Genomic DNA, 21,641 nt, shown 5'->3' with positions numbered 1-21,641 from the left:
TTTAATTTACGAGAGAAGCAGGTTGGCACGCGCGGACGCCCCTATGCAAGACCGCGAATTTATTGGGGTTGCGCCTTTAGAATAATGCCAACGAGTGGGGGATCCCAGATATTCCTAATTAGAAAAATCGGCTGCTACTATACGACGCCTTCAAGGCGTGAAATCGTTATGTTGTAAGGAAGGGACACGTTTGCCGCCAGTCCTGGTTGCGAACCGGTTGCCGCCTAGTAGGGCAGAGTCCTGGCCCGGCATGCGTACCAATGAAAAAACCAAACCTGCTTTCCGGCCTTGCCGAAGCCTTTCCTGCCCGCTGGCGCGATGAAATCAGCGCCGAACTGGCGGACGGCGAAACCTTGTTGGCCTGGGTTGAAATAGACCTGGATCAGCGCCTGAAGTTCCGTCCGGGGCTTATCGCCGCCACCGACCGCCGGCTGTTGGCGCGCCATCCCGACGAACCGCGCTGGGAATCCTGGGCATATGGCCCCCAATTAAAACTGAGCCTCACCGACCACGCTGGCGCCGCGCTGCTGGAATTGCACGACGACGGCTCCCGCCTGGGCGCGTGGCGCTTCACGCTGGCGCGCAATCCGGCCGCGTTGCGGCTGCTGGCGCAGTTCGAAACGCAGCAGGCCATCCGTTTGTCCGGCCATCAGGACGAGGATCTGGCGGAGCGCACCTGCACCGTCTGTAATAACGTCATCCCGGCGGGCGAGGAAGAATGCCCGACCTGCAACCAGGAACAGGCAGCGCCATCCACCACTTGGGCGCTGCTGCGCCTGTGGCGTTTCGCCCGCCCTTACCGCGGGCCGCTGCTGGCGGGTTTCGTGCTGACCCTGCTGGGCACCGCCGCCACCCTGGTGCCGCCGTACCTGACCATGCCGCTGATGGACGACGTGCTGATTCCGTTCCAGAACGGCGCGCCCATCGATTACGACAAGGTCCGCCTCTATCTGGGCGGGCTGCTGGCCTCGGCTTTCCTGGCCTGGGGGCTGGGCTGGGCCCGGACCTATATCCTGGCCTGGGTCAGCGAGCGCATCGGCGCGGACCTGCGCACCACCACCTATGAGCACCTGCAGCAGCTGTCGCTGGAGTATTTCGGCGGCAAGCGCACCGGGGATCTGATTTCCCGCATCGGCAGCGAAACCGACCGCATCTGCGTGTTCCTGTCGCTGCACTTGCTGGACTTCGCCAACGACATCCTGATGATCTGCATGACCGCGGTCATCCTGGTGTCCATCAACCCGTGGCTGGCGCTGGTCACGCTGGTGCCGCTGCCGTTCATCATCTGGATGATCCACGCGGTGCGGGACCGCCTGCGCCATGGCTTCGAAAAGGTCGATCGCATCTGGTCGGAGATCACGAACGTCCTGGCCGATACCATTCCGGGCATCCGCGTGGTCAAGGCTTTCGCGCAGGAAAAGCGCGAAGTCGCGCGCTTTCGTGAAGCCAACAACCGCAACCTGGAAGTCAACGACCGCGTGAACACCACCTGGTCGCTGTTCTCGCCCACTGTCACGCTGCTGACCGAAGTGGGCCTGCTGGTGGTGTGGATCTTCGGCATCTGGCAGGTGTCGCAGAAGCAGATCACCGTTGGCGTGCTGGCCGCCTTCCTGGCCTATATCGGGCGCTTCTACATGCGTCTGGATTCGATGAGCCGCATCGTCTCGGTCACGCAGAAAGCGGCGGCTGGCGCCAAGCGCATCTTCGACATCCTGGACCATGTCTCCAGCGTGCCGGAACCGCAGAATCCCGCCAAGCTGCCGCACATCAACGGCCGCATCGAGTTGCGCGACGTGGGCTTCCGCTACGGCAACCGCCAGGTCATCCGCGGCTTGAACCTGAACATCGCGCCGGGCGAGATGATCGGCCTGGTGGGCCACAGCGGCTCGGGCAAGAGCACGCTGATCAACCTGATCTGCCGCTTCTACGACGTATCCGAAGGGGCGGTGCTGGTGGACGGCGCCGATATCCGTTCGGTGCGCGTGGCGGACTACCGCCGCAACATCGGGTTGGTGCTGCAGGAGCCGTTCCTGTTCTTCGGCACCATCGCCGAGAACATTGCCTACGGCAAGCCGGACGCCACCCGTGACGAAATCGTGGCTGCGGCGCGCGCCGCGCATGCGCATGAATTCATCCTGCGGCTGCCGCACGGCTACGACTCGCTGGTCGGCGAACGTGGCCAGGCCTTGTCCGGCGGCGAACGCCAGCGCATCTCGATCGCCCGCGCGCTGCTGATCGATCCGCGCATCCTGATTCTGGATGAAGCCACCTCGTCGGTGGACACCACCACCGAAAAGGAAATCCAGAAGGCGCTGGACAACCTGGTGCGTGGCCGCACCACGATCGCCATCGCCCACCGTCTGAGCACGCTGCGCAAGGCGGACCGCCTGGTGGTGCTGGACCGCGGCCAGATCGTGGAGCAGGGCCCGCACGAAGAACTGATGGCCCGCGAGGGCGCCTACTACCGCCTGTACCAGGCGCAGGCGCGCCAGGCCGAGGCCGACGCGCAGGCGTCGGGCAGCGAAGACATGGCCGCCGTGGCCTGACGCGGAACCGGAATTATCGTCATGACCTTGCCGTCTTTTCAGCTGCGCCGCAATGCCTTCGGGCGCCTGGAGTTCCAGTCCGCCGATGGCCAGAACCACGAGGGCGTGCTGCCCGTGCGCGCCTTTCCCATCAGCGAACCGGGCCGCGGCCTGTCGCTCGTGACAGTGGACGGGCGCGAACTGCTCTGGATCGAGCACCTGTCCGACGTGCCGGCTCCGCAGCGCGAGTTGATCGAGGAAGAACTGGCAAGCCGGGAATTCATGCCCGAGATCCGCAAGCTGGCCAGCGTTTCCACTTTCGCCACCCCCAGCACCTGGCAGGTCGATACCGACCGCGGCCCCACCTCGTTCACGCTGCGCGGCGAAGAGGACATCCGCCGCCTGAGTCCGCAGACCCTGTTGATCGCCGACAGCCACGGCATCTTCTATCTGGTGCGCGACATCCAGTCGCTGGACAAGCACAGCCGCAAGCTGCTGGACCGCTTCCTCTAACCCTCAGCCTTCACGCGGCCGCTTGAACGGGGAGTGCGTTTCCAGCTCTCCCAGATAGTTCGCCACCGCGGCGGTTTCCTCGTCCAGGAAGTTCTGGATCGCGTCCGCGAAACCGGGGTGCGCGACCCAGTGCGCCGACCAGGTGGGCGTGGGCAGCAGCCCGCGCGCCATCTTGTGTTCGCCTTGCGCGCCGCCCTCGAAGCGCGCGATCCCGTGGGCAATGCAATAGGCGATGGACTGCATGTAGCAGGTCTCGAAGTGCAGCCCCGGCACGTATTCGGTCGCGCCCCAGTAGCGCCCATACAGCGCGTCGCCGCCCGCCAGGTTGAGCGCGGCCGCCACCGGCTGGCCGTCGCGTTCTGCCAGGATCAGCACGAAGGCACCGGCCTGTTCGCGATACGCGCGGCGGAAGAATTCGTGGCTCAGGTAGGGTGGATTGCCATGGCTGAAGTAGGTGCGGCAATAGCATTCGTAGAAGAAGTCCAGCTCGACCGCGCCGATCTCGGCCCCGCGCAGCCAGCGGTACGACAGCCCGGCGGCCGCGACCTTCTTGCGGTCCTGGCGGATCTTCTTGCGCTTGTCGTGGCTCATCGTGGCCAGAAAGGAGTCGAAGTCCGCGTAGCCCGGATTGGTCCAGTGGAACTGCACGCTTTCGCGGATCATGAAGCCGGCCTCGCGCAGCGCGCGCATGTCGGCCTCGGCGGGGAACAGCAGGTGCAGCGAAGACACCTTGATCTCTTCGGCGAAGGCGACCAGCCCGCGCACCAGCGTGGCGCGATCCTCATCGTTGCGGGCCAGCAACCTGGGGCCGGTGACCGGCGTGAAGGGAATGGCCGACAGCAGCTTGGGGTAGTAGCGCAGCCCGTGGCGCTGGAAGGCGTCGGCCCAGGCGTAGTCGAATACATATTCGCCGCGCGAATGGGATTTCAGGTAGAGCGGCGCAGCAGCCGCCAGCGCATCGTCGCGCCACAGCGCCAGGTAATGCGGCGCCCATCCGGTCTGGGGCGCGGCGCAGCCGGTCTCGTGCAGCGCGCGCAGGAATGCATGGCGCAGAAAGGGCTGGTCGCCCGCCAGCGCGTCCCATTGCTGGGCGTCGATGCGGGACAGGTCGGTCTCTATGGTCAGGCGCAGGGAATCCATGGGTGAATGATAAAGTCTCCGTGTATGCGCGAGGCCTGCGGCCACGGCGCTTTCAAGGGATTTCGGGCGGGCGCGAGGCCGCCCGGCACAGAGAAGCATATGGATATCAACACGACGCCCGACGCGGCCGGGCATCGCCAGGATTGCCTGCGTGGGCAGGCGCTGGCGGCCCTGGCCGCCACGGCCTGGCAGGACAAGCTGGCGGCAGTGCGCGCCATGTCGGATGAGACGGTGCTGCACTGCGAGCAGGCCTACACGCCCACGGCGGAACTGCCGGGCCGCCCGGCGCGGCCTGAGCTGGTGGTCCCCGCCCAGGTCAAGCAGCGTTCCATGGCCACCGAGGAAGGGCGCGCGGCGCTGCTGCACGCGCTGGCGCACATCGAATTCAATGCCATCAACCTGGCTCTGGATATCATGTGGCGCTTTGCTGGCATGCCGCCAGCCTTCTACCGCGACTGGCTGCGCGTGGCGCGCGAAGAGGCCTATCACTTCGATCTGCTCAGGCAGCGTCTGGCCGCCATGGGCTACGCCTATGGCGACTTCCCCGCCCACAACGGGCTGTGGGACATGGCGCAGCGCACGCAAGACGATCTGCTGGCCCGCCTGGCGCTGGTGCCGCGCACGCTGGAGGCGCGCGGCCTGGATGCTTCTCCCGCGATCCGTGCCAAGCTGGCGGGAGCGGGCGATGCGGAAAGCGCTGCCATCGTCGACATCATCCTGGCCGACGAGATCGGCCACGTGGCCATCGGTAATTATTGGTACAAGCAGCTGTGCGCGCAGGCGGGCAAGGATCCCGTGTCCTGTTATGCCGAACTGGCGCAGCGCTATGACGCGCCCCGGCTGCGCGGTCCCTTCAACCTGGAGGCGCGCCGCGCCGCCGGCTTCGACGACGCCGAGCTTGCCGCGCTGCAGGCCGGCTGACTGGACGACATGAACAACCATAACTTCTTCAAGACGCTGCGGGCCCGCCCGCTGCGCGCGCTGGCCTGCGCCCTGGCCGGCGGCGCCCTCATTTCGCTGGCGCCCGCGGCGTCGGCCGCCGACGCGTTCGCGGCCTGCCTCGCGCAATTGCGCGGCGCGGCGCTCAAGGCCGGCGTGTCCGGCGCCACGTTCGACACCCAGACCGCCGGGCTTGCACCGGACATGACAGTGCTGGATCTGCTGGACGCCCAGCCGGAGTTCAAGACGCCTATCTGGGACTACATGGCGGCCCTGGTCGACGACGAGCGCGTGGCCGACGGCCGGGCCGGCATGGCGCGCTGGCAGTCCGACCTGGACCGCGCCGCGTCGCGCTACGGTGTGGACGCAGCCACCATCGCCGCGGTGTGGGGCGTGGAAAGCAACTACGGCCGCACACTGGGCGGCCGGCCCCTGCTGACGTCGCTGTCCACGCTGTCCTGCTTCGGCCGGCGTCAGGCATATTTCCGCGGCGAATTCTTTGCCACGCTGAAGATCATCCAGGACGAGCACATCGCGCCCGAACGCCTGACGGGCTCCTGGGCGGGCGCTTTCGGCCAGACCCAGTTCATGCCCTCGACGTACTTGCGGCTGGCGGTGGACTTCGACGGCGACGGCCGCCGCGACCTGGTCGACAGCGTGCCGGACGCGCTGGCATCGACAGCCAATTTCCTCAAGCGCGCGGGTTGGAACAGCGCGCTGCAATGGGGCTATGAAGTCCGCCTGCCGGCGGGTCTGGACACTTCAGGCGCGGGCCGCAAGAACAAGCGCGCGATGTCGTACTGGGCAGGGCGCGGCGTGACGCGCGCCGACGGCCAGCCGCTGCCCGCGGGCGACACGCCGGCGGGGCTGCTGCTGCCGGCGGGCAGCAAAGGTCCTGCCTTCCTGGTCACGCGCAATTTCGACGCCCTGTATTCCTACAACGCAGCCGAAAGCTACGCGCTGGCCATCGCCCACCTGTCCGACAGGCTGCGCGGCGGCGGCCCGCTGGTGCAAGCCTGGCCAACCGACGATCCAGGCCTGTCGCGGGCGCAGCGGCGGGAATTGCAACGGCTGTTGATTGCCCGCGGCTATGAGATCGGCGAACCCGATGGCATGATCGGCGCCCGCACCCGGCAGGCCCTGCAGACGGTGCAGCGCGAACTGGGCCTGCGGCCGGACGGCCGCGCCGGCCTGAAGTCGCTGCAGGCCTTGCAGGCGGGAAAGGCCGTCAACTGACGGGATGCAATCGACAAGCTTTGTAAAGATGCCGGGTGTCATCCATCGGATGACAGGCGGGGCGGCAGGCATGGGCCTATACTGGATCTCCGTTTTTTCAGGAGCACGATGATGAGCCTATTGGATACCTTGGCCTCGATGGCCGGCGGCGGTCAGCAAGGGGGCTCGGCTTCGCTGCTGCCCGCGTTGATCGAGCAACTGAACAAGTACCCGGGCGGCCTGACCGGCCTGATCGCCAGCTTCCAGAAGGGCGGCTTGAGCGAGATCGTGGCGTCATGGGTGGGCACCGGCCAGAACATGCCGGTCAGCGCCGATCAGCTCGGTTCCGTGCTGGATCCCGGCGTCGTCAACGAACTGGCCGCCAAGACCGGTCAGGACACGGACTCCGTGCTGGGTTCGCTGTCCTCGCTGCTGCCGCAGCTGGTGGACAAGGCCACGCCCAACGGCGAGGTCCAGGGCGAACAGCAATTCAACCCTGCCGACCTGCTGGCGTCCCTGTCGGGCATCTTCGGTAACCGCGCCGGGTAAATCCTATCGCCAGGCAGCCCATGCAGGCGTCTGCGCCTGCTTCCACCGGCCGGCGACGCCTGTTGCAGGGCTTGGGCGTGGCGGCGCTGGCCGCCAGCCTGCCCGCCTGCGCGCCGGCCTGGTCGGTGCAAAGCACCTTCTGGCAGCTTTGGCCCAGCCACCTGGAATTGAGCCCGCAGGCGTGGCGCGAACGCATCGCCGCCATGCACGCGTTGGGATTCCGCGAGATCATCATTCAGTGGGTGGGCGCCAGCGGCGGGGCGCAGCCCTGGCAACTGCCCGCGTCCACGCTGGCGCTGATCTTCGACGAGGCCGAGCGCCTGGGCATGGGGCTGCAGTTGGGCCTGCCCTACGACGAGCGCTGGTGGCGACAGTTGGGCAATCCGGATGACGCCGCGCTGGCCGCATTCCTGCAGGCCGCGCAGGCGCAGGCGCTGACTTATGCGCAAGCGTCGAACGCAACCGGGCTTGCCGCTTTCCGCGGCTGGTACATCCCTTACGAGATCGAGCAGCACAGCTGGGCCGCGCCCGGCCGCCAGGCGCTGCTGGCGCAATGGCTGCGCGAGCTGTCCGATCCGCTCGTGCAACAGACGGGACGCGTGCCCGCCATCTCCACGTATCACAGCAAATTGCCGGGAGCGCTGAGCCTGGCCGACCTGTGGAACGGATTGTTGGATGTGGTCAGGCTGAGGCCCATGCTCCAGGACGGAGTGGGCGTGTCCGGCATGGCGGCGTATGAGGCGTTGGAGCCCTTGCATCGCATGCTGCTGGCGCGTCGTGCGCCGTTCGACCTGATCGTCGAACTATTCGAGGAACTGCCGTCCGAACGCCAGGACGGCACCACCTTCAATGCCCGCTCCGCCGACGCGGCGCGCGTGCGCCGGCAGTTGCGCATCGCGCGGCGCTACCGCGCGCAACGCGTGGTCGCCTTTGCGGCTGATCCCTGGCTGATCGGGCCTACGCCCGAGGCCGAGCGCCTGAAGCGGGAATGGCCGCTCTAGGCGGCCGATCAGCGGTCTGACGCGGAATGGTTAGCGCGGTTGCGCCGCGGCCATGGCCTTGAGCTGCGCGCAGGTCTTTTCCTTGTCGGCCGCGCTCAACGTGCCCAGTTGCACCTTGGCTTGGCTGTAGGACTTCGAAAAAGCGGCGTCGAAGTCCGCCGCCGACATGCCCTGGGCGCTGGTCGCAGTCTTCTGTTGTTGCTTCATCTGCTCGAGCTGCGCTGCCGTGTAGGCGCCGCAGTACTCGGCGGCGGCATGCATCTGGCCACTCACGGCCGCCAGGTTGGGCATCTGGCCCTGCATGGTCTGCTGGGCAAGGGCGGCGCCGCTGGCCAGGGTCAGGGCGGCGGCGGCCAGGGCGATACGGGCTTGTTTGAACATCGGCAATTCAATCTCCAACGCGGTGAGGGATGAGGTTTGCACGCCTGGCGATCGCTCAGCCTGCGTGGCGCGGAGCACTATGCCCGATTCATTGTTATAGGCTTATGAACCGATGTAATCGTGTGTATCAGCGGCTCAGTACGACAGCGTCATGTTCATGAACCAACCCTTGGCGCGGTCGCTCTCGCCCCCGCCCAGGCTGGTACGGTACTGGACGCCGAAGTCCAGGTAAGAGCGCGGCGCGTTGTAGTGGTCTTCGCGGAACCAGTAGCGCACGTTGAAGCCCGGCCCCACGCCCAGCGACCAAGAAGTGCCGTGGTCGGACAGGACCACCGACTGGCTGCCGTAGCCGGGCAGGTCGTCCAGCTTGGCCACGCTCTTCTGCCACAGCCAGTCCGCGCCGACCACCGCGTACGGAAACAGCACCAGCTTGTCGCTGATGCTGGTGGCGCGGAAGCTGCGGCCCACGCGCAGTTCGCCGGACAGGAAGGCCTGGTCGCGCTTGAGGCGGCCCGAGGAACTGCCCAGATCCTGCTGACGCTGGCCCTTGGAGTCCACCGAATAGGCGGTATAGCGGGCGCTGTTGTCGTCCCAGGCGTAGCCGGCCTGCGCATAGCCTTCGATCGTCAGCCAGCTGGGTACGTCCACGCGCAATTCGCGGCCTTGGTAATAGCCGTAGGTGACGTAGGACATCCAGCCCCCGGCATTGCCGTTGAGTTTGTAGCGCGCCACGGCGCTCTGGTCCTGCAGATTGGGATAGGCGTTGTGGAAGGCCTGCTGCGCCGCGCACTGCACCGCGCTGGATTCGGGGTAGGCATAACCCTGGCGGGTGGCGGATCCCAGAAAGAAGCGGCGTTCGATGCCGAAAGTTATGCCGGTATCGGCCAGCAGATAACGCAGGCCCAGCGCGCCGATGGTGCTGGGGATGCCGGATGAGGTGCTGTTGTTGCGGAAGCGTTCTTCGTTAGAGCGTTCGTCCCGGGTGCTTTCCCCGGTGCAAGGGTCGACATTCCTGCGCGACTCGTAGGTGCTGCCGCTGTCGTACAGCGTGTTGGAGCTGCGCGCGTACGCCTCGAGCATGCCCCAGCGGTTGTTCAGTTGCGGCGGACGCCAGAAGATTTCCGCAGTGCTGAAGATCACGTCGCCAGGGGTGTTGATGGCGGCCCCGCCCAGGCTGGAGCTGGCCGGCCGTGCGCCGCGATAGGACGCGGAGAACGAGCCGCCCCATTCGCGCGACAGGGCGGCGACGCCGCTGCGCGTGTTGTAGCGCTCCAGCGGCGTGAGGCCCAACTGGCCGGCATCGTCCATGTCGATGGCTTGCTTGAGCGAGTCGGTGGCGGCGCGGTTGTCGCCCATTGCCGACTGCGCATAGGCCTGGTCCAGGATCAGGCGCGGCGGCGCCTGGCCGGTGGCGCGCGCGGCCGCGAAGTCGGACGCCGCGCCTGCGGGCTGGCCCAGGCGCTGGCGCGCATAGCCGCGCTGCGCAAGCAGCTGGGCCGAGTCCGGCTGGCGGGCGATGGCGTCGCTCAGCCGGGCTTCCGCCTCGGCGGCTTGCGCCTTGTTGCCCGCGGCCAGCGCGGTCGTCAGCAGCTGGGCATAGCTCTCATTGTCCGGCGCTTGCGCCACGGCCTGGCGGGCCAGCGTGATGGCTTCCTGGTAGGCGCCCTTGTCGTAGGCGGCGTAGGCGCCCGTGGCGGCCTCGCTACCCGGAGCCGGCGCCGCGGGCGCCTGGCTTGCGGCGATCTGCTTCTGATAGGCCTGCTGCCTCGCCTGCAGCGCCGCCTTGTTGGGCGCGCCCAGCGCCAGCGCCGTGTCGACGGCCTGGCTGGCGGCTTCGTAGCGCTGTTGCGCGCCCAGCGATTCCACCCACAGCAAGGCCCATTCGCCTTGCCTGGGCACGGCGCGGAAGGCGCGTTCGGCGCCTGCGGCGGACGCGGCGTAGTCCTGGCGTCCATAGTCCGCATAGGCGCGCGCCGCCACGGGATAGGCGCGCTGGTACGGGGTTTGCGGCGCGGGCTTGCGGACAGGGGCGGGCGTCTGCACGGGCGTCTGCCCGGAAGCTTGCGCAGGCGTTTGCGCCGCGGGCTGTGTGGGCGTGGCGGCCACGGCAGGCGGGCGCTGCAGGTTGGCCTTGGCCTGCCGCAGTTCCGGGGTGCCCAGGCCGTCGGCGATCGCCGCGTCGGCCGCACGGGCGGCCTCCTGCCGTTTGCCTTGCTTTTCCAAGGCATAGACCAGCAACAGGCGCAGGCGAGCCACGTCGGGCCGCAGGCGGATGGCGTTCTCCGCCATGATCTGGGCGGTTTCGTAATGGCCGGCGTCGTACTGCTTGTAGGCCTGGTCGGCCAGTTGGTAGGCGTCGCCTTCCAGCGGACGTTCGGCTGCGGCGACAGGTTGCGCGGCCGCTACAGGGACTGCGGCCACGCACAGCAGGGCGCTGAAAGCCAGCGTACGGGAAAGGACGGTCATGGAGGAGTGGGCCTGTGCGATAGCGGGTCCGCGGGGTGTTCGGTTTGCGTCGGGGCGCCTTGCTGGAATGACAGCGCTTCGTGCAGCGTCTTTTCGTCGAGCCAGCCCCGCTCCATCAGGATTTCGCCCAGCGGCCGCTTCTCGCGCGCCTGGATCTCCAGCGCCTGCTCCAGCATCTGATGATCGATGGCCTGCCAGGACAGCAGCAGGTCGCCCAGGCGCTGGCGCTGCTGCGCCAACTGGTCGGTGGAGGGGAAGTCATGCATGGTCTTGTCCCAGGCCAGCCGCTTGCCCGTGATCAGGTGGCCGATGAACAGGCGCCAGGCCCGCGCCGCCGCCATGGCGTTGATGAAGTTGCCGACGATCATGCGCGGCATGGACAGCAGGGCGTGCTCCCAGCCGTACATGCGGCCGACGAAGTACGCGCGCTGCACCACGCGCAGCAGCAGGGCCCCCGCGTTCAGCCACATCAGCGTCACCAGCCAGCCGCCGGGGCGGAAGTAGGAAGGGTAATAAACCTTCCACCAGCCAAAGCGGTCGGCCAGATAGAAGAGAAAGAAGTTGGCCAGCAGCAGATAGGCCAGTATCGCGATGAACGACGTGAACAGTCCCTTGCGGTCGCGGAACAGCAGATACTTGGTGGCCAGCGAGCCGGTCCATCCCACCTGCTGCCAGCCTTGCAGGCCGATGCCCAGCGTCCAGCGCGCCTTTTGCCGGTAGGCGGTGCGGAAGGTGTTGGGGAAGTATTCGCGCACGCCCAGCGGCATCCTGATGGCAGAGATCTTCTCCCGCCCCAGGCCGAACCATGAGCGGCGGCGCGTCACGTACTCGACCTCGAATTTGCCGAAGATCTGGCGCATGCCGCGCTGGGCCAGGCGCGCGCCGATGTCGTAGTCCTCGGTCAGCGTGTCGGTATTGAAGGGCTGGTTGTTGGTCTCTGCCGCCAGCACCTCCAGCGCGTGGCGCGAGAAGCAGGTGCCGACGCCGGCGGACGGCACCATCTTGGACAGGCTTTCCCGCACCACCAGGTCCTTGGTGTGCCATTCGGCGAACTCGTCCATGTAGGTGCCGGCGACCAGCTCGTGCCACTCCCGTTCCAGCGACGTGACTGGCAACTGGATGAAATCGATGCGCGGCAGCAGATAGTTGTAGTACTTGAGTTCCAGCGGGTGCAGCACGTCTTCGCTGTCGTGCAGGATCACGCCGGCGAAGGGCTCGGGCTGCATGGCATTCTGGGCGAAGATGGCCTGCACGATCCAGTTCAGGCAGTCGGCCTTGCAGGTCGGCCCGTCGTGCGGCACTTCCACCCGTATCAGTTGGCGGTAGCGCCGCCGCATGCGTTCCACTTCCTTGATGGTGCGCTCGTCGTTCTGGTACGTGCCCGCGAAGATCATGTAGTTCTTGTATTCCAGCGTCGACACCATGTTCTCCAGCATGGGCGCGATCACGTCGTACTCCAGCCAGGCCGGCACCATGATCGCCAGCGGCTGTTCCCGCTTGGCGCGCAACTGCTCGGCGGTCAGCGGCGCATACTGGCGCTTGACCGTCAGCCCGCGGCGCAGTTCGCGCAGCCAGAACCAGCCGTCGATGAACAGGTCGTCCAGGCTGGACAGCAGGATGATGACGCCGACTACCGCCGTCACGATCTCCAGGCCGCGGTAGTAGTCGGCGATGAGGTAGGGCCAGTAAAGCGAGGACATGGCGCCTCCGGGTTACTTGCTGTCCTTGTTCTTCCTGCGGGTGACGCGCAATGCGGCGATCAGGATCAGGAGCAGGACCAGCAGGCCCACGCTCAGCGCCGGGACGCTCCACGACAGGTAGTTGCGCCATTCGAAGAAGGCGCTTGCGCCCGCCCCCGGCGGCTGGCCCGCCGCGGGATTGGCGCTGTCGATCCAGGCCAGCGGCCCTGCCGCGCCGATGATGGCGATGTTGCCGCGGTTCAGCACGAAGGGCGCCTGCGGCATGACCGGGCGCTGGCCCAGCGTGTGCCACAGCAGGCCGTCCTGGCCGCCGGCGCGCACCACTTCGGCCGTGCTCAGGTTGTCCAGGCCGGAAACGTCGAGCCAGGGCGCGCTCTTGCCGTCCACCGTCAGCTGCTTGCGGTCCGTGACCTTGACCATGGGCTTGGCGCCGTCGACCGCGACTTCCATCGCCACGAAGGGGCCGCCGGGCTTGGCCGCCTGGCCCGCCGGCGTGAGCGACAGCGCCGCGCGCGTGGCGGACAGGCCGCTGGCCGTGGCGATGCCGATGACGCGTTGCAGGCTGGCCGGCGCGTCGGCCAGATAGCCGTCGGGGATCAGCAACTGGGGGCTGCCGGCCAACAGCGGCAGCAGCCCCACGAAGGTGCCGTCCGGCTGCGCGCGGCCCGGCTTCACATAGCTGGTGGGCAGCACGTTGACGGGGTAGCCTTGCGGGATTTCATTGCAATCCACCGATACCGGCTGGCGCTGGAACGTGACGCGCACCGCGTTGGTAAGGCCCAGGGCGTAGCCGGGCACGCGCGCCGTCAGGCGTTCGGGATGGCCGTCGGCGTCCATCTGCTTGGCGGCCAGCAGGATGCCATTCCAGAACACCGAGGCGACCGGCCGGGTGGCGGACGCGCCCGGCGCGGCGGCCAGGTCCATGACCAGTTCGTCCGGCATGCTGCCGTCCGCCGACACCGCGGCCAGCGCGAACGTGGCGTTCCAGTCGCCGCGCGCGACCACGTCGAAGCTGGCGGACGATCCGCCCAACGCGGTCAGGCGCATGCCATCTTCGCCCGAAGCCTGCGGCGGCTCCGCCGTCTTGACCTGCGCCTGGCGCGTGACCAGGATGCGGCGCCAAGCCGTGTCGAAGGCGCCCGCGCCTTGCGCGCCGGCGTCGGCGGCCACGGCGATGACCGCCTGCCGGCCCAGCGGCGCCAGGCGGATCTCCTTGGAGGGCAGGTCCTGGCCGGCCAGGGGCATGCGCCGCTGGCGCCAGACCTGGAAGGCCTCGGCGGCGTCGCCGTCCTGCGCCAATTGCGCCTGCAAGGCGTCCAGCGCCTCGTTGTAGCGGGCGCGCAGCGCGGCGTCGGCGATCACCACGTCGCCGCTGACGGCGGGCGCGCCCATGACCAGCAGCGCGCCGATCTCCGCGGCGTTGGCCAGCTTGTGCTTGTCCTTGCCCGCCAGGGCTGCGAACGCCTGCACTTGCCCCAGTCCGTTCGGGGCCTGCAGGCCGCGGGTGTCGATCTCGTCGCCCACCGCCGGGAAGGCGCGGACTGCGACCCGCTTGCCGCTGCGCTCCATCGCCACGCCCATGCGCCAGGCGCTGTCGAAAGCCTGCTGGTCGAGCTTGGCGCCCGCCACCATCAGCACGGGCTTGCCGGGCAGGGTGCTCCAGGCTTCGTCCAGGCTGCCGATGGCCGAGGCGTCGTAGCGGTAGCTCAGGCGCGTGCGCGGCGACACCATCAAGGCGTTGGCGGTGGCGCGGTTGCTTTCGCACTGGCGCTGCGCGATCTCCGATTGCCAGTCCACCGCCAGGCGCACGAAGCCGGTGTCGCGCACGCGTTGCTCCACGTTCAGCTTGCGCGTGGCCGACCCCTCGCCGTCGGCGATGCGCTGCGCCGTCTGCGGCACGCCGTCCACCCATAACACCATGCTGGCGCGGCCTGGTTCGCCCTTGATGTAGCGCGCGTCGAAATCGAGCGTGGCGTCGGCTATCGCCACGCCGCGGGGTACCGGCAGGTAGAACTCCTGGCGCGCATCGCTGTTGCTCAGCACCACCGGTTCGCGGATGCCCAGGTCTTCCAGGCTGGTGTCGCGCGTGACCCAGTCGTCGCCCAGCAAGCGCCGCAAGGCGTCGCCCGCGGGACTGGCCATCGCTCCCAAGGGGAGCAGCAACCCGGCGGCGATCAGCGCGCGGCAGAGGGTGCGGGCGGCGGGGGAATGCGGGGCATGGGGCATGAGGGCTCCGGTGGTGGGGGGCATGGGGCGGCTAACGGGCCGCGGCCGGTGCTTGAGGCGCAAACTCGGATACGGCGCGGCCGCAAAGCGCATCGACGATGCGCTGGCTGGCGAGGCCGTCGCCATAGGGATTGATGCGGCGCGAGAACGAAGCGTGCAGTTCCGGGTTGTCGAGCAAGCGGTTCACTTCGGCCAGGATGCGCTGCGTATCGGTGCCGACCAGCGTCACGGTGCCGGCCTGCACGGCTTCCGGGCGTTCGGTGACGTCGCGCATCACCAATACCGGCTTGCCGAGGTAGGGCGCTTCTTCCTGCACCCCGCCCGAGTCGGTCAGGATCAGGTAGGCGCGCTGCATGAACCAGACGAAGTCCAGGTAATCCAGCGGGGCGATCAGATGCACCCGCGACAGGCCGTCCAGTTGAGCCATCACCACGTTGCGCACCTGCGGATTCAGGTGCACGGGGTAGACGATCTGCAGGTCTTCGCGCCGCGCCAGTTCGGCCAGGGCGGCGCAGATGTTCCGGAAGCCCTCGCCGAAGCTTTCGCGCCGGTGTCCGGTCACCAGCAGCAGGCGTCGCTGCGGATCCAGCCAGCCGTAGCGTGCCGCCAATTGCTGCGCCAGCGCACCTTCGGGCGCGAGCTTGGCGCAGGTCATGGCCAGCGCGTCGATCACGGTATTGCCTGTGACCGTGATGCGGCCCGAGAGGTTTTCGCGCAACAGGTTGGCGCGCGATTGCGCAGTCGGCGCGAACAGCCAGTCGCCCACCGCGTCGACCACGCGGCGGTTCATTTCCTCGGGGAAGGGCTTGGCCAGATCGCCGGTGCGCAGGCCGGCTTCGACGTGGCCGATGCGCGCGCGGCGGTGGAAAGACGCCAGCGCGCAGGCCGATGCGGTGCTGGTGTCGCCGTGGACCAGCACGCAATCGGGCTGCTCCGCCTCCAGCACGCTGTCCACCCGGCTGATCAGCCGCGCGTACAGGCCGTTGAGCGTCTGGTTGGGCACCATGATGTCCAGGTCGTGCTGCGCCCGCAGGTCGAACAGGGCCATCACCTGATCCAGCATCTCGCGATGCTGGCCCGTCACGCAGACGACGCTCTGGATCCGGGGTTCGCCTTGCAGCGCGGACACCAGGGGCGCCATCTTGATCGCTTCGGGACGGGTCCCGAATATGGAAAGGACTTTCATCGCAAGAGCGGGCCCCCTACGCCGGTGGCATTTTCTTGCGTAGATTATGGATTGAAAGTAATCGTAATATGTGACGGTTTATTTCAATAAAAGGGGATTGCCGGAAAATTTGGGGACAAACTGTTGCTTTCGCGCGATACCCCGAACTATTTACCCAGCGTCATGCCGCCGTCGATGGTGACGACCGAACCCGTCATGAACAGGAACGGCGGCCTGGTCAACGCGATGATCGACGCCGCGATTTCCTGGGTAGTCGCCAGGCGGTTCATCGGATGCATGGCCGCAAGCCGCGCTTCGTCCAGTTCGCCCGCGTCGATGGAATGCTGGATCAAGGGCGTCTTGACGTAGCCCGGCGCCACCGCGATGACCCGGATGCCGTCCTCGGCCCATTCATTGGCCAGCGACCGCGTCAGCGTCGCCACGCCGGCCTTCGATACGGCGTAGTGGGCGCGGCCCTTCATCATGACCATGCCGGCCACCGACGCGATGTTGACGATGACGCCGCCGCGGGCGCGCAGCGCCGGATACAGGGCATGCGCGCAATGGAAGGTGCCGTTGAGGTTCACCGCCAGGACCTGGGCCCATTCCGCGGGGTCCTTTTCCGCGACCGGGGCACGGCTGCCGGCGATGCCGGCGGCGTTGATCAGCAGGTCTACGCCGTCCAGCTGTGCCGCCGCGCGGGCTACGCTGGCGTAGTCCGAAACGTCGACGGCCACGGCGTCATCCGCGGCGCTCCGGTCCCATACCACGACCTGCCAGCCTTCGGCGCGCAGCTGCCGCGCGCATTCCTGGCCGATCCCGCTTGCGCCGCCGGTGATGACGGCGGTCCTTGCTTGAGTGTTCGTGCTCATGTCTGACTCGCTATGTAGGTTGTGTCGATTTCAGGTGCCGGAGGCCGCTGCTTGCGCGGCCGGCGCCGCGCGCCGGTTGCGCACGCACAGGATCGCCAGGCCCGCGCTCGCCAGCGTCGCCAGGGCGAACACCTGGGCCGCGAGTTCCCATTCGCCGCCGCTGGCCTGCATGACCGCGCCGGTCAGGGTCGGGCCGAAGAAGCCACCCAGCGAGCCGATGGTCGTAACCAGCGCCAGGGGGCCAGCGCTCGCGCCGATGTAGTTCTGCACCGCGGCATTGAGCGGACCGTAGTACGCGATGGTGTAGCCGGTGATGATGGACACCACGGCCAGGAATGCCGCCAGGGACACCGTCGCCGCGCCGTGCAGCATCAGGAAGCCGCCCGCGCCCGCCAGGCAGACGACCGCCAGGTGCCAGCGGATGTCGCCGGTGCGTTCGCTGCTGCGTCCGACCACGTAGCTGAACACCAGCGCCACGACGTTGGGAATCATCAGCAGCGCGCCGATTTCCAGCGGCGTGATGCCGTACAGCTGCTTGAGTATGGTCGGAAGAAAGTACGCCAGGGCAAAGGTCGCGGCATACGCGGCCAGCAAGATCAACAGCAGGCCCCACAGCATGGGCTGGCGGAAGACGGCGAATCCGTGCGTCCAGGAAGCGGAGGGGAAGGCCGTGCGGGCCGGAGCCTCGTGTTCCATGACGGCGCGCAAGCCCTGGCGCTGGCCGTCGCTGAGCCAGCGGGCCTCCTGCGGCGTGCCGGGCAGGTAGCGCAGGATCAGCAAGCCCAGCAGCATGGTGGGCAGGCCTTCGATGAGGAACAGCCAGCGCCAGCCCGGCATGCCGGCGTCGATCTTCAGCAGCGCGCCCGCCAGTGGCCCGCCGAAGATCATGGCCAGCGGCAGCGCCATGATGAAGATCGAATTGATGCGGCTGCGGTAGCGCGGCGGAATCCAGGATGCGATGTAGAAGTTGACGGCGGGAATGAAACCGCCTTCCGTCACGCCCAGCAGGAAGCGCAGCGCGTAGAACGATTTTTCACCGTGCAGCGCGGCCATCAGGCAGGAGACCAGGCCCCAGGCCAGGAACATGCAGGCCAGCCAGCGCCTGACGCCGAAGCGTTGCAGCGCCAGGTTGGCGGGCACGCATACGCTGGCATAGCCGATGAAAAAGAGGCCCGCGCCGAACCCGTAGGCCGCCAGGGAGATGCCCAGGTCCGCGCCCATCTGCAACTGCGCATAGCTGATGTTGGTGCGGTCCAGGAAGTTGAGCAGATATCCTGCGAACAGCAAGGGCAGGACGCGGTTGCGAAAGCCGGCGACAGCCTGTTCGGCATGCGCCAGATCTTCATTGCGGATCATGGTAGGTCTCCTGTCGTCCGCCTTGGTGGCGGATCTCTCTCTAGGCTGGGATGGCGGCGGCGCGGGGCAGCGCAGCGCCGGCTGTGGTTTCAGTTGCGCCCTGTCACCCGGGCGTACAGGTCGGTATCCGGCCACGCGGCGCCGCGCCAGGCGACGTGCTGATCGGGCCGGATCAGGGTGAGCGGGGCGGGGTAGAGGTTGGCCACGCCGCCTTCGTCCGGACGGATCAGCGTCAAGGGCACGCCCGCAGCCTGCGCTGCGGATACGGCGGCATCGACGTCGCGGGCGGCTGCCATGGGCAAGGCCAGCAGGGTAAAACCCGGGCCGAAATGGTCGTACAGCGAGCTGCCGTCATGCAGCCAGGCATGCGGCGCCAGGGCGCCGGGACGGGACGAGGGCGTGTAGTTGATGAAGTCCCGGGCCGGCTCGGGGCTGCCGTCGGGCACGATGACGGGAGAGTCCGCGTACTGGTAGCCCAGCACCACGCCCAGGGTGGAGAACTCGCGCATCTTCGCCGCGCGGATGCGCGCGCCGGCTTCCTGGCGCGCCCGCTCGCCTGCGGCGCCAGCGTCTTCAAGATGGTCCGCCAGCAAATGATTGCCGAGGATCGAATGGTTGTGTTCGGCTTCGTCGAGCACCCATTGGTGCACGGGCCGGCGTTCCCGTTCATAGCTGTCGATGAGGGCGGGGCCGCCCCAGCCTTGCAGCGCCGCGGCCAGCTTCCAGCCCAGGTCCACGCTGTCGGCCACCCCCATGTTCATGCCATAGCCGCCGAAGGGCGGATGCAGATGGCAGGCATCGCCCACCAGGAAGACGCGCCCTTGGCGGTAGCGGTCGCCCAGCAGCTTGCTGGCGGTCCACTCGTCGCTGCTGAGCACCTCGTATGGCAGGTCGATGCCGGTGGCGCGGGCGATCATGGCGCGCGCGTCGATGTCGCTGGCGCGTTGCTGCGGGTCCACGTGAGTGGGCATGAAGAACCAGGTGTCGCCGCTGTCCATCGGACCGATCAGGCTGGGCGCGTCGCCGTTGATCTGCCAGTACATGATGGCGGGGCCGTGCCGATGGGCCTGGGCCAGTCCGGGGGCGCGGAACACGATGTTGTAGTTGCGGGACAGCCCGTAGCTGCCTTCCATGCGCGTGCCGATCAGGTCCCGCACCAGGCTGCGGGCGCCGTCGGCGCCCACCAGGTAATCCACTTCCAGTTCGATGTCCCGGCCTTGCGCCAGATCGCGCAAGCGCGCGTGCACTCCGCCGGCATCCTGCGTCAGGTCCAGCAGCTCGGAGCGGAACCGTATCTCCACGTCGGGTAGCGAGGAGGCATGCGAACGCAAGACCTCTTCCACGGTGTACTGGGGTATCCACTGCGCGTGTTCCGAGTACAGCGGATTGCGGCCGGGGGCGCAGTACATGGCGTTCTCGTGCCGCCCGAGTTCGACGCCGGCCAGGCGGGTGCAGAACACGACGTTGGAGGGGTAGTACGCGCCCAGCGGCGACGCCGCGCGCAATCGGTCGGCGATGCCCCAGCGGCGCAGGTGTTCGCGCGTGCGCACATTGGTCGTCTTGGCGCGCGGCGCGTATCCCACGCGGTCGTTGCGCTCGATGAGCAGGCACGGAATCCTTCTGTGCCCCAGTTCGATCGCCAGACTCAGTCCGGCCGGTCCGGCGCCCACGATCAGCACGCGGGGCGAGGCTCGCTTCTCCACCTTCGGTCTCCTCGGTTGCCTGCTCACCTGCAGGCTTTGGAAGCATCCTAGGCCTATGTCCATGATGCCGAAAGATGGCAGAATTGGCTTGCCGATATCAAATTTGATTCACTTCCATGAAGCTCAACACCCTGCGGGATTTCCTGGCCGTGGCCGAACGCGGCGGCGTCAGGGCCGCGGCCCGCCATCTGGACGCGCCTCAGCCGGCCATCTCGCGCAGCATCCGCGAACTCGAGAAAGAGCTGGGGTGCGTGCTGTTCGAACGGCATGCCAAGGGCGTGCGCCTGACCCCCATGGGCGCCGTGTTCCTCAGGCGGGCCAACGCCATCCGCCATGAGCTGCAGCGTGCGCGCGACGAGATCGGCCAGTTGAACGGCGCGTCCCGCGGACGCGTCACGCTGTGCATGTCGACCGCGCCGCATCTGGGACTGTTCGCCGAAGTGTTGCGCGAGTTCCGGGCGCGCTACCCGGATACTCATCTGGAGATCATCGACGGGGTCTACCCGCTGGTGGAGGCGTCCCTGCTGGATGGCACCGTGGACTTCTACATCGGGCCGGTGCCCGCGCGCACGCCTGGCGAACTACAGGTGGAAAAGCTCTTCGACAACACGCGCGTGATCATCGGCCGCAAGGGCCATCCGCTGGCGCGCGCCCGTTCCCTGCGCGACCTGGCCGGGGCGCAATGGATCACCACCTCCATCACGCACAAGGCCGAAGAAGAGCTGGGTCCGCTGTTCGAGAAGCATGGCCTGCCGCCGCCGCACCTGGCCTTGAAGGCCCAGTCCGCGCTGACCTTCATCACGGCCCTGACCAATTCCGACCTGCTGATGATGCTGCCGGTGCAATGGCTGCAGTATCCGCTGCTGCAAGGCGTGTTCCAGGAAATCCGCGTCAAGGAACCGCTGCCCGCGCCGCCGGTATGCATCGTGCAGCGCGCCGGCCTGCCGCTGACGCCGGCGGCCGAGTACTACTGCACGCTGGCGCGGCGGGCAAGCGCGCGGACCTCGGGCTAGAGGCCGGCCGCCGGCCACTGGAAGCGTTGCGCCACCTTGTCGAGAAAGCGGCCGGCCGCCTCGCGGTGGTAGTCGGTGGAGCGGGCCACGCCCTGGCCCGCGGCTTCCAGGTCCAGCATCGCGTTCAGGTCGCTGTTGAGCGAAGCGTTGAAGCCGCGCTTGGTGATCGCCAGCGCCGCCATGGGCAGTTCTGCCATGGACAGCGCGATCTGCCGCGCGCGCTCGTGGATCGCCTCCTGCGGCTGGATCTCGAACACGATGCCCATGTCGCGGGCTTCCTGCGCCTCGAATTCGCGGGTGGAGAAGGCCAGTTCCTTGGCGCGTTGCAGGCCCACCATGCGCGGCAGCGTGTACATGGTGGCGCAATCGGGGATGGCCCCCAGCCGCAGGAAGGACAGGCAGAAGCGCGCCCGCGGCGAGGCCAGGATCAGGTCGGCGGTCAGGGCCAGGCCCAGCCCGGCGCCATAGGCCGGGCCGTCGACCGCCGCGATCACCGGCCGGTCTAGCGTGATCAGGCCTTCTATCGTCAGGAGCAGGCTGGCCATGCGTTCGCGCGCCTCTTCGGCGGAGCCGCCGGAGCCCATGGTGGAGATGTCGCCGCCCGAGCAGAAGGCGCCGCCCGCGCCGGCCAGGATCACGACGCGCACGCCTCGGTCGCGCCGGATCTCGCCCACCAGATGGGCCAGCTCTTCGCGCATGACCATGTCCAGCGCGTTGCGCTGGGCGGGGCGGTTCAGCGTGATGGTGGCGACGCCGCCTTCCACGGCATAGAGCAGGGTCTTGAACTCGCTAGAGATGACTTGCATCGGATCGGTCTCCATGTCTGCCTTCCATGATGGCCGGGCCGCGCCATGCGGATCCGGCCGCAAGCTGCCGC

Annotated in this window: 17 protein-coding genes; 7 read left to right on the top strand and 10 right to left on the bottom strand. The window is 67.7% G+C overall.

Annotated features, from left to right (window positions below):
* Nucleotides 1-260: 260 nt before the first annotated feature.
* Both IB268_RS16550 and IB268_RS16545 read left to right on the top strand, forming a co-directional pair.
* Nucleotides 261-2,546, top strand: coding sequence for an ABC transporter ATP-binding protein (locus IB268_RS16550; protein ID WP_054450820.1), 2,286 nt, complete (start codon nt 261-263; stop codon nt 2,544-2,546).
* Between the two features lie 21 nt (nt 2,547-2,567).
* Nucleotides 2,568-3,038, top strand: a complete 471-nt coding sequence (locus IB268_RS16545) for a DUF1854 domain-containing protein (protein ID WP_054450822.1) — start codon at nt 2,568-2,570, stop codon at nt 3,036-3,038.
* A 3-nt stretch (nt 3,039-3,041) separates the two neighbouring features.
* Here IB268_RS16545 and IB268_RS16540 read toward each other — a convergent pair whose 3' ends face one another.
* Nucleotides 3,042-4,178 carry a GNAT family N-acetyltransferase gene (locus IB268_RS16540; protein ID WP_192354536.1) on the bottom strand — a complete coding sequence of 379 codons (1,137 nt, stop codon included), beginning with the start codon at nt 4,176-4,178 and terminating at the stop codon, nt 3,042-3,044.
* Nucleotides 4,179-4,277: 99 nt separating this feature from the next.
* On the opposite strand from IB268_RS16540, the gene IB268_RS16535 reads away from it, so the two are divergent.
* The 4 genes from IB268_RS16535 (at nt 4,278) to IB268_RS16520 (ending at nt 7,882) form a co-directional block, all read left to right on the top strand.
* Nucleotides 4,278-5,099: a ferritin-like domain-containing protein gene (locus IB268_RS16535; protein WP_192354535.1), complete on the top strand. Its 822-nt coding sequence runs from the start codon at nt 4,278-4,280 to the stop codon at nt 5,097-5,099.
* Nucleotides 5,100-5,108: 9 nt separating this feature from the next.
* Complete coding sequence (locus IB268_RS16530) at nt 5,109-6,353, top strand: lytic murein transglycosylase (protein ID WP_192354534.1); 1,245 nt, start codon at nt 5,109-5,111, stop codon at nt 6,351-6,353.
* Between the two features lie 81 nt (nt 6,354-6,434).
* Nucleotides 6,435-6,881, top strand: coding sequence for a YidB family protein (locus tag IB268_RS16525; protein ID WP_225589308.1), 447 nt, complete (start codon nt 6,435-6,437; stop codon nt 6,879-6,881).
* A 20-nt stretch (nt 6,882-6,901) separates the two neighbouring features.
* On the top strand, nt 6,902-7,882 hold the full coding sequence (locus IB268_RS16520; RefSeq protein ID WP_192354533.1) for a DUF4434 domain-containing protein: 981 nt from the start codon (nt 6,902-6,904) through the stop codon (nt 7,880-7,882).
* A gap of 30 nt (nt 7,883-7,912) precedes the next feature.
* On the opposite strand, the gene IB268_RS16515 is transcribed toward IB268_RS16520, so the two are convergent.
* The 8 genes from IB268_RS16515 to IB268_RS16480 form a co-directional block, all read right to left on the bottom strand.
* Complete coding sequence (locus IB268_RS16515) at nt 7,913-8,263, bottom strand: hypothetical protein (protein WP_054450831.1); 351 nt, start codon at nt 8,261-8,263, stop codon at nt 7,913-7,915.
* A gap of 135 nt (nt 8,264-8,398) precedes the next feature.
* Nucleotides 8,399-10,729 (bottom strand): hypothetical protein, encoded by a 2,331-nt coding sequence (locus IB268_RS16510; protein WP_192354532.1) that lies wholly within the window; start codon nt 10,727-10,729, stop codon nt 8,399-8,401.
* Complete coding sequence (locus tag IB268_RS16505; protein WP_054450835.1) at nt 10,726-12,429, bottom strand: glycosyl transferase family protein; 1,704 nt, start codon at nt 12,427-12,429, stop codon at nt 10,726-10,728. Before IB268_RS16505 ends, IB268_RS16510 begins: the two co-directional genes overlap by 4 nt.
* Before the next feature lie 12 nt (nt 12,430-12,441).
* Entirely contained in the window at nt 12,442-14,655 is a 2,214-nt protein-coding gene (locus IB268_RS16500; RefSeq protein WP_192329988.1) for a cellulose biosynthesis cyclic di-GMP-binding regulatory protein BcsB, read from the bottom strand.
* Nucleotides 14,656-14,686: 31 nt separating this feature from the next.
* Nucleotides 14,687-15,841 carry a non-hydrolyzing UDP-N-acetylglucosamine 2-epimerase gene (gene wecB, locus IB268_RS16495; protein WP_119450919.1) on the bottom strand — a complete coding sequence of 385 codons (1,155 nt, stop codon included), beginning with the start codon at nt 15,839-15,841 and terminating at the stop codon, nt 14,687-14,689.
* 146 nt (nt 15,842-15,987) lie between these two features.
* Nucleotides 15,988-16,692: an SDR family NAD(P)-dependent oxidoreductase gene (locus IB268_RS16490; RefSeq protein ID WP_054450840.1), complete on the bottom strand. Its 705-nt coding sequence runs from the start codon at nt 16,690-16,692 to the stop codon at nt 15,988-15,990.
* A 30-nt stretch (nt 16,693-16,722) separates the two neighbouring features.
* The gene (locus IB268_RS16485) at nt 16,723-18,048 is read right to left on the bottom strand and encodes an MFS transporter (RefSeq protein WP_192354531.1); all 1,326 of its coding nucleotides are present in this window, start codon (nt 18,046-18,048) and stop codon (nt 16,723-16,725) included.
* Between the two features lie 89 nt (nt 18,049-18,137).
* Entirely contained in the window at nt 18,138-19,751 is a 1,614-nt protein-coding gene (locus tag IB268_RS16480; RefSeq protein ID WP_313389517.1) for an FAD-dependent monooxygenase, read from the bottom strand.
* Nucleotides 19,752-19,867: 116 nt separating this feature from the next.
* Here IB268_RS16480 and IB268_RS16475 point away from each other — a divergent pair, with 116 nt between their 5' ends.
* Nucleotides 19,868-20,764 (top strand): LysR family transcriptional regulator, encoded by an 897-nt coding sequence (locus tag IB268_RS16475; protein WP_054450843.1) that lies wholly within the window; start codon nt 19,868-19,870, stop codon nt 20,762-20,764.
* On the opposite strand, the gene IB268_RS16470 is transcribed toward IB268_RS16475, so the two are convergent.
* Entirely contained in the window at nt 20,761-21,585 is an 825-nt protein-coding gene (locus IB268_RS16470; RefSeq protein WP_054450846.1) for an enoyl-CoA hydratase/isomerase family protein, read from the bottom strand. The two genes, IB268_RS16475 and IB268_RS16470, sit on opposite strands and share 4 nt — an antisense overlap.
* Nucleotides 21,586-21,641 lie beyond the last annotated feature (56 nt).

This window comes from Achromobacter sp. ACM01 (genome assembly GCF_014851745.1).
GTDB lineage: Bacteria > Pseudomonadota > Gammaproteobacteria > Burkholderiales > Burkholderiaceae_B > Achromobacter > Achromobacter aegrifaciens.
Note: the sequence above shows the minus strand (reverse complement) of the source record. Positions and strands in the feature narration are given on the sequence as shown.

Excerpts from the sequence above, each read along its gene's own strand:
- IB268_RS16550 (WP_054450820.1), top strand. The coding sequence starts at position 261 with ATGAAAAAACCAAACCTGCTTTCCGGCCTTGCCGAAGCCTTTCCTGCC.
- IB268_RS16545 (WP_054450822.1), top strand. The coding sequence starts at position 2,568 with ATGACCTTGCCGTCTTTTCAGCTGCGCCGCAATGCCTTCGGGCGCCTG.
- IB268_RS16540 (WP_192354536.1), bottom strand. The coding sequence starts at position 4,178 with ATGGATTCCCTGCGCCTGACCATAGAGACCGACCTGTCCCGCATCGAC.
- IB268_RS16535 (WP_192354535.1), top strand. The coding sequence starts at position 4,278 with ATGGATATCAACACGACGCCCGACGCGGCCGGGCATCGCCAGGATTGC.
- IB268_RS16530 (WP_192354534.1), top strand. The coding sequence starts at position 5,109 with ATGAACAACCATAACTTCTTCAAGACGCTGCGGGCCCGCCCGCTGCGC.
- IB268_RS16520 (WP_192354533.1), top strand. The coding sequence starts at position 6,902 with ATGCAGGCGTCTGCGCCTGCTTCCACCGGCCGGCGACGCCTGTTGCAG.
- IB268_RS16515 (WP_054450831.1), bottom strand. The coding sequence starts at position 8,263 with ATGTTCAAACAAGCCCGTATCGCCCTGGCCGCCGCCGCCCTGACCCTG.
- IB268_RS16510 (WP_192354532.1), bottom strand. The coding sequence starts at position 10,729 with ATGACCGTCCTTTCCCGTACGCTGGCTTTCAGCGCCCTGCTGTGCGTG.
- IB268_RS16505 (WP_054450835.1), bottom strand. The coding sequence starts at position 12,429 with ATGTCCTCGCTTTACTGGCCCTACCTCATCGCCGACTACTACCGCGGC.
- IB268_RS16500 (WP_192329988.1), bottom strand. The coding sequence starts at position 14,655 with ATGCCCCATGCCCCGCATTCCCCCGCCGCCCGCACCCTCTGCCGCGCG.
- wecB (WP_119450919.1), bottom strand. The coding sequence starts at position 15,841 with ATGAAAGTCCTTTCCATATTCGGGACCCGTCCCGAAGCGATCAAGATG.
- IB268_RS16490 (WP_054450840.1), bottom strand. The coding sequence starts at position 16,692 with ATGAGCACGAACACTCAAGCAAGGACCGCCGTCATCACCGGCGGCGCA.
- IB268_RS16485 (WP_192354531.1), bottom strand. The coding sequence starts at position 18,048 with ATGATCCGCAATGAAGATCTGGCGCATGCCGAACAGGCTGTCGCCGGC.
- IB268_RS16475 (WP_054450843.1), top strand. The coding sequence starts at position 19,868 with ATGAAGCTCAACACCCTGCGGGATTTCCTGGCCGTGGCCGAACGCGGC.
- IB268_RS16470 (WP_054450846.1), bottom strand. The coding sequence starts at position 21,585 with ATGGAGACCGATCCGATGCAAGTCATCTCTAGCGAGTTCAAGACCCTG.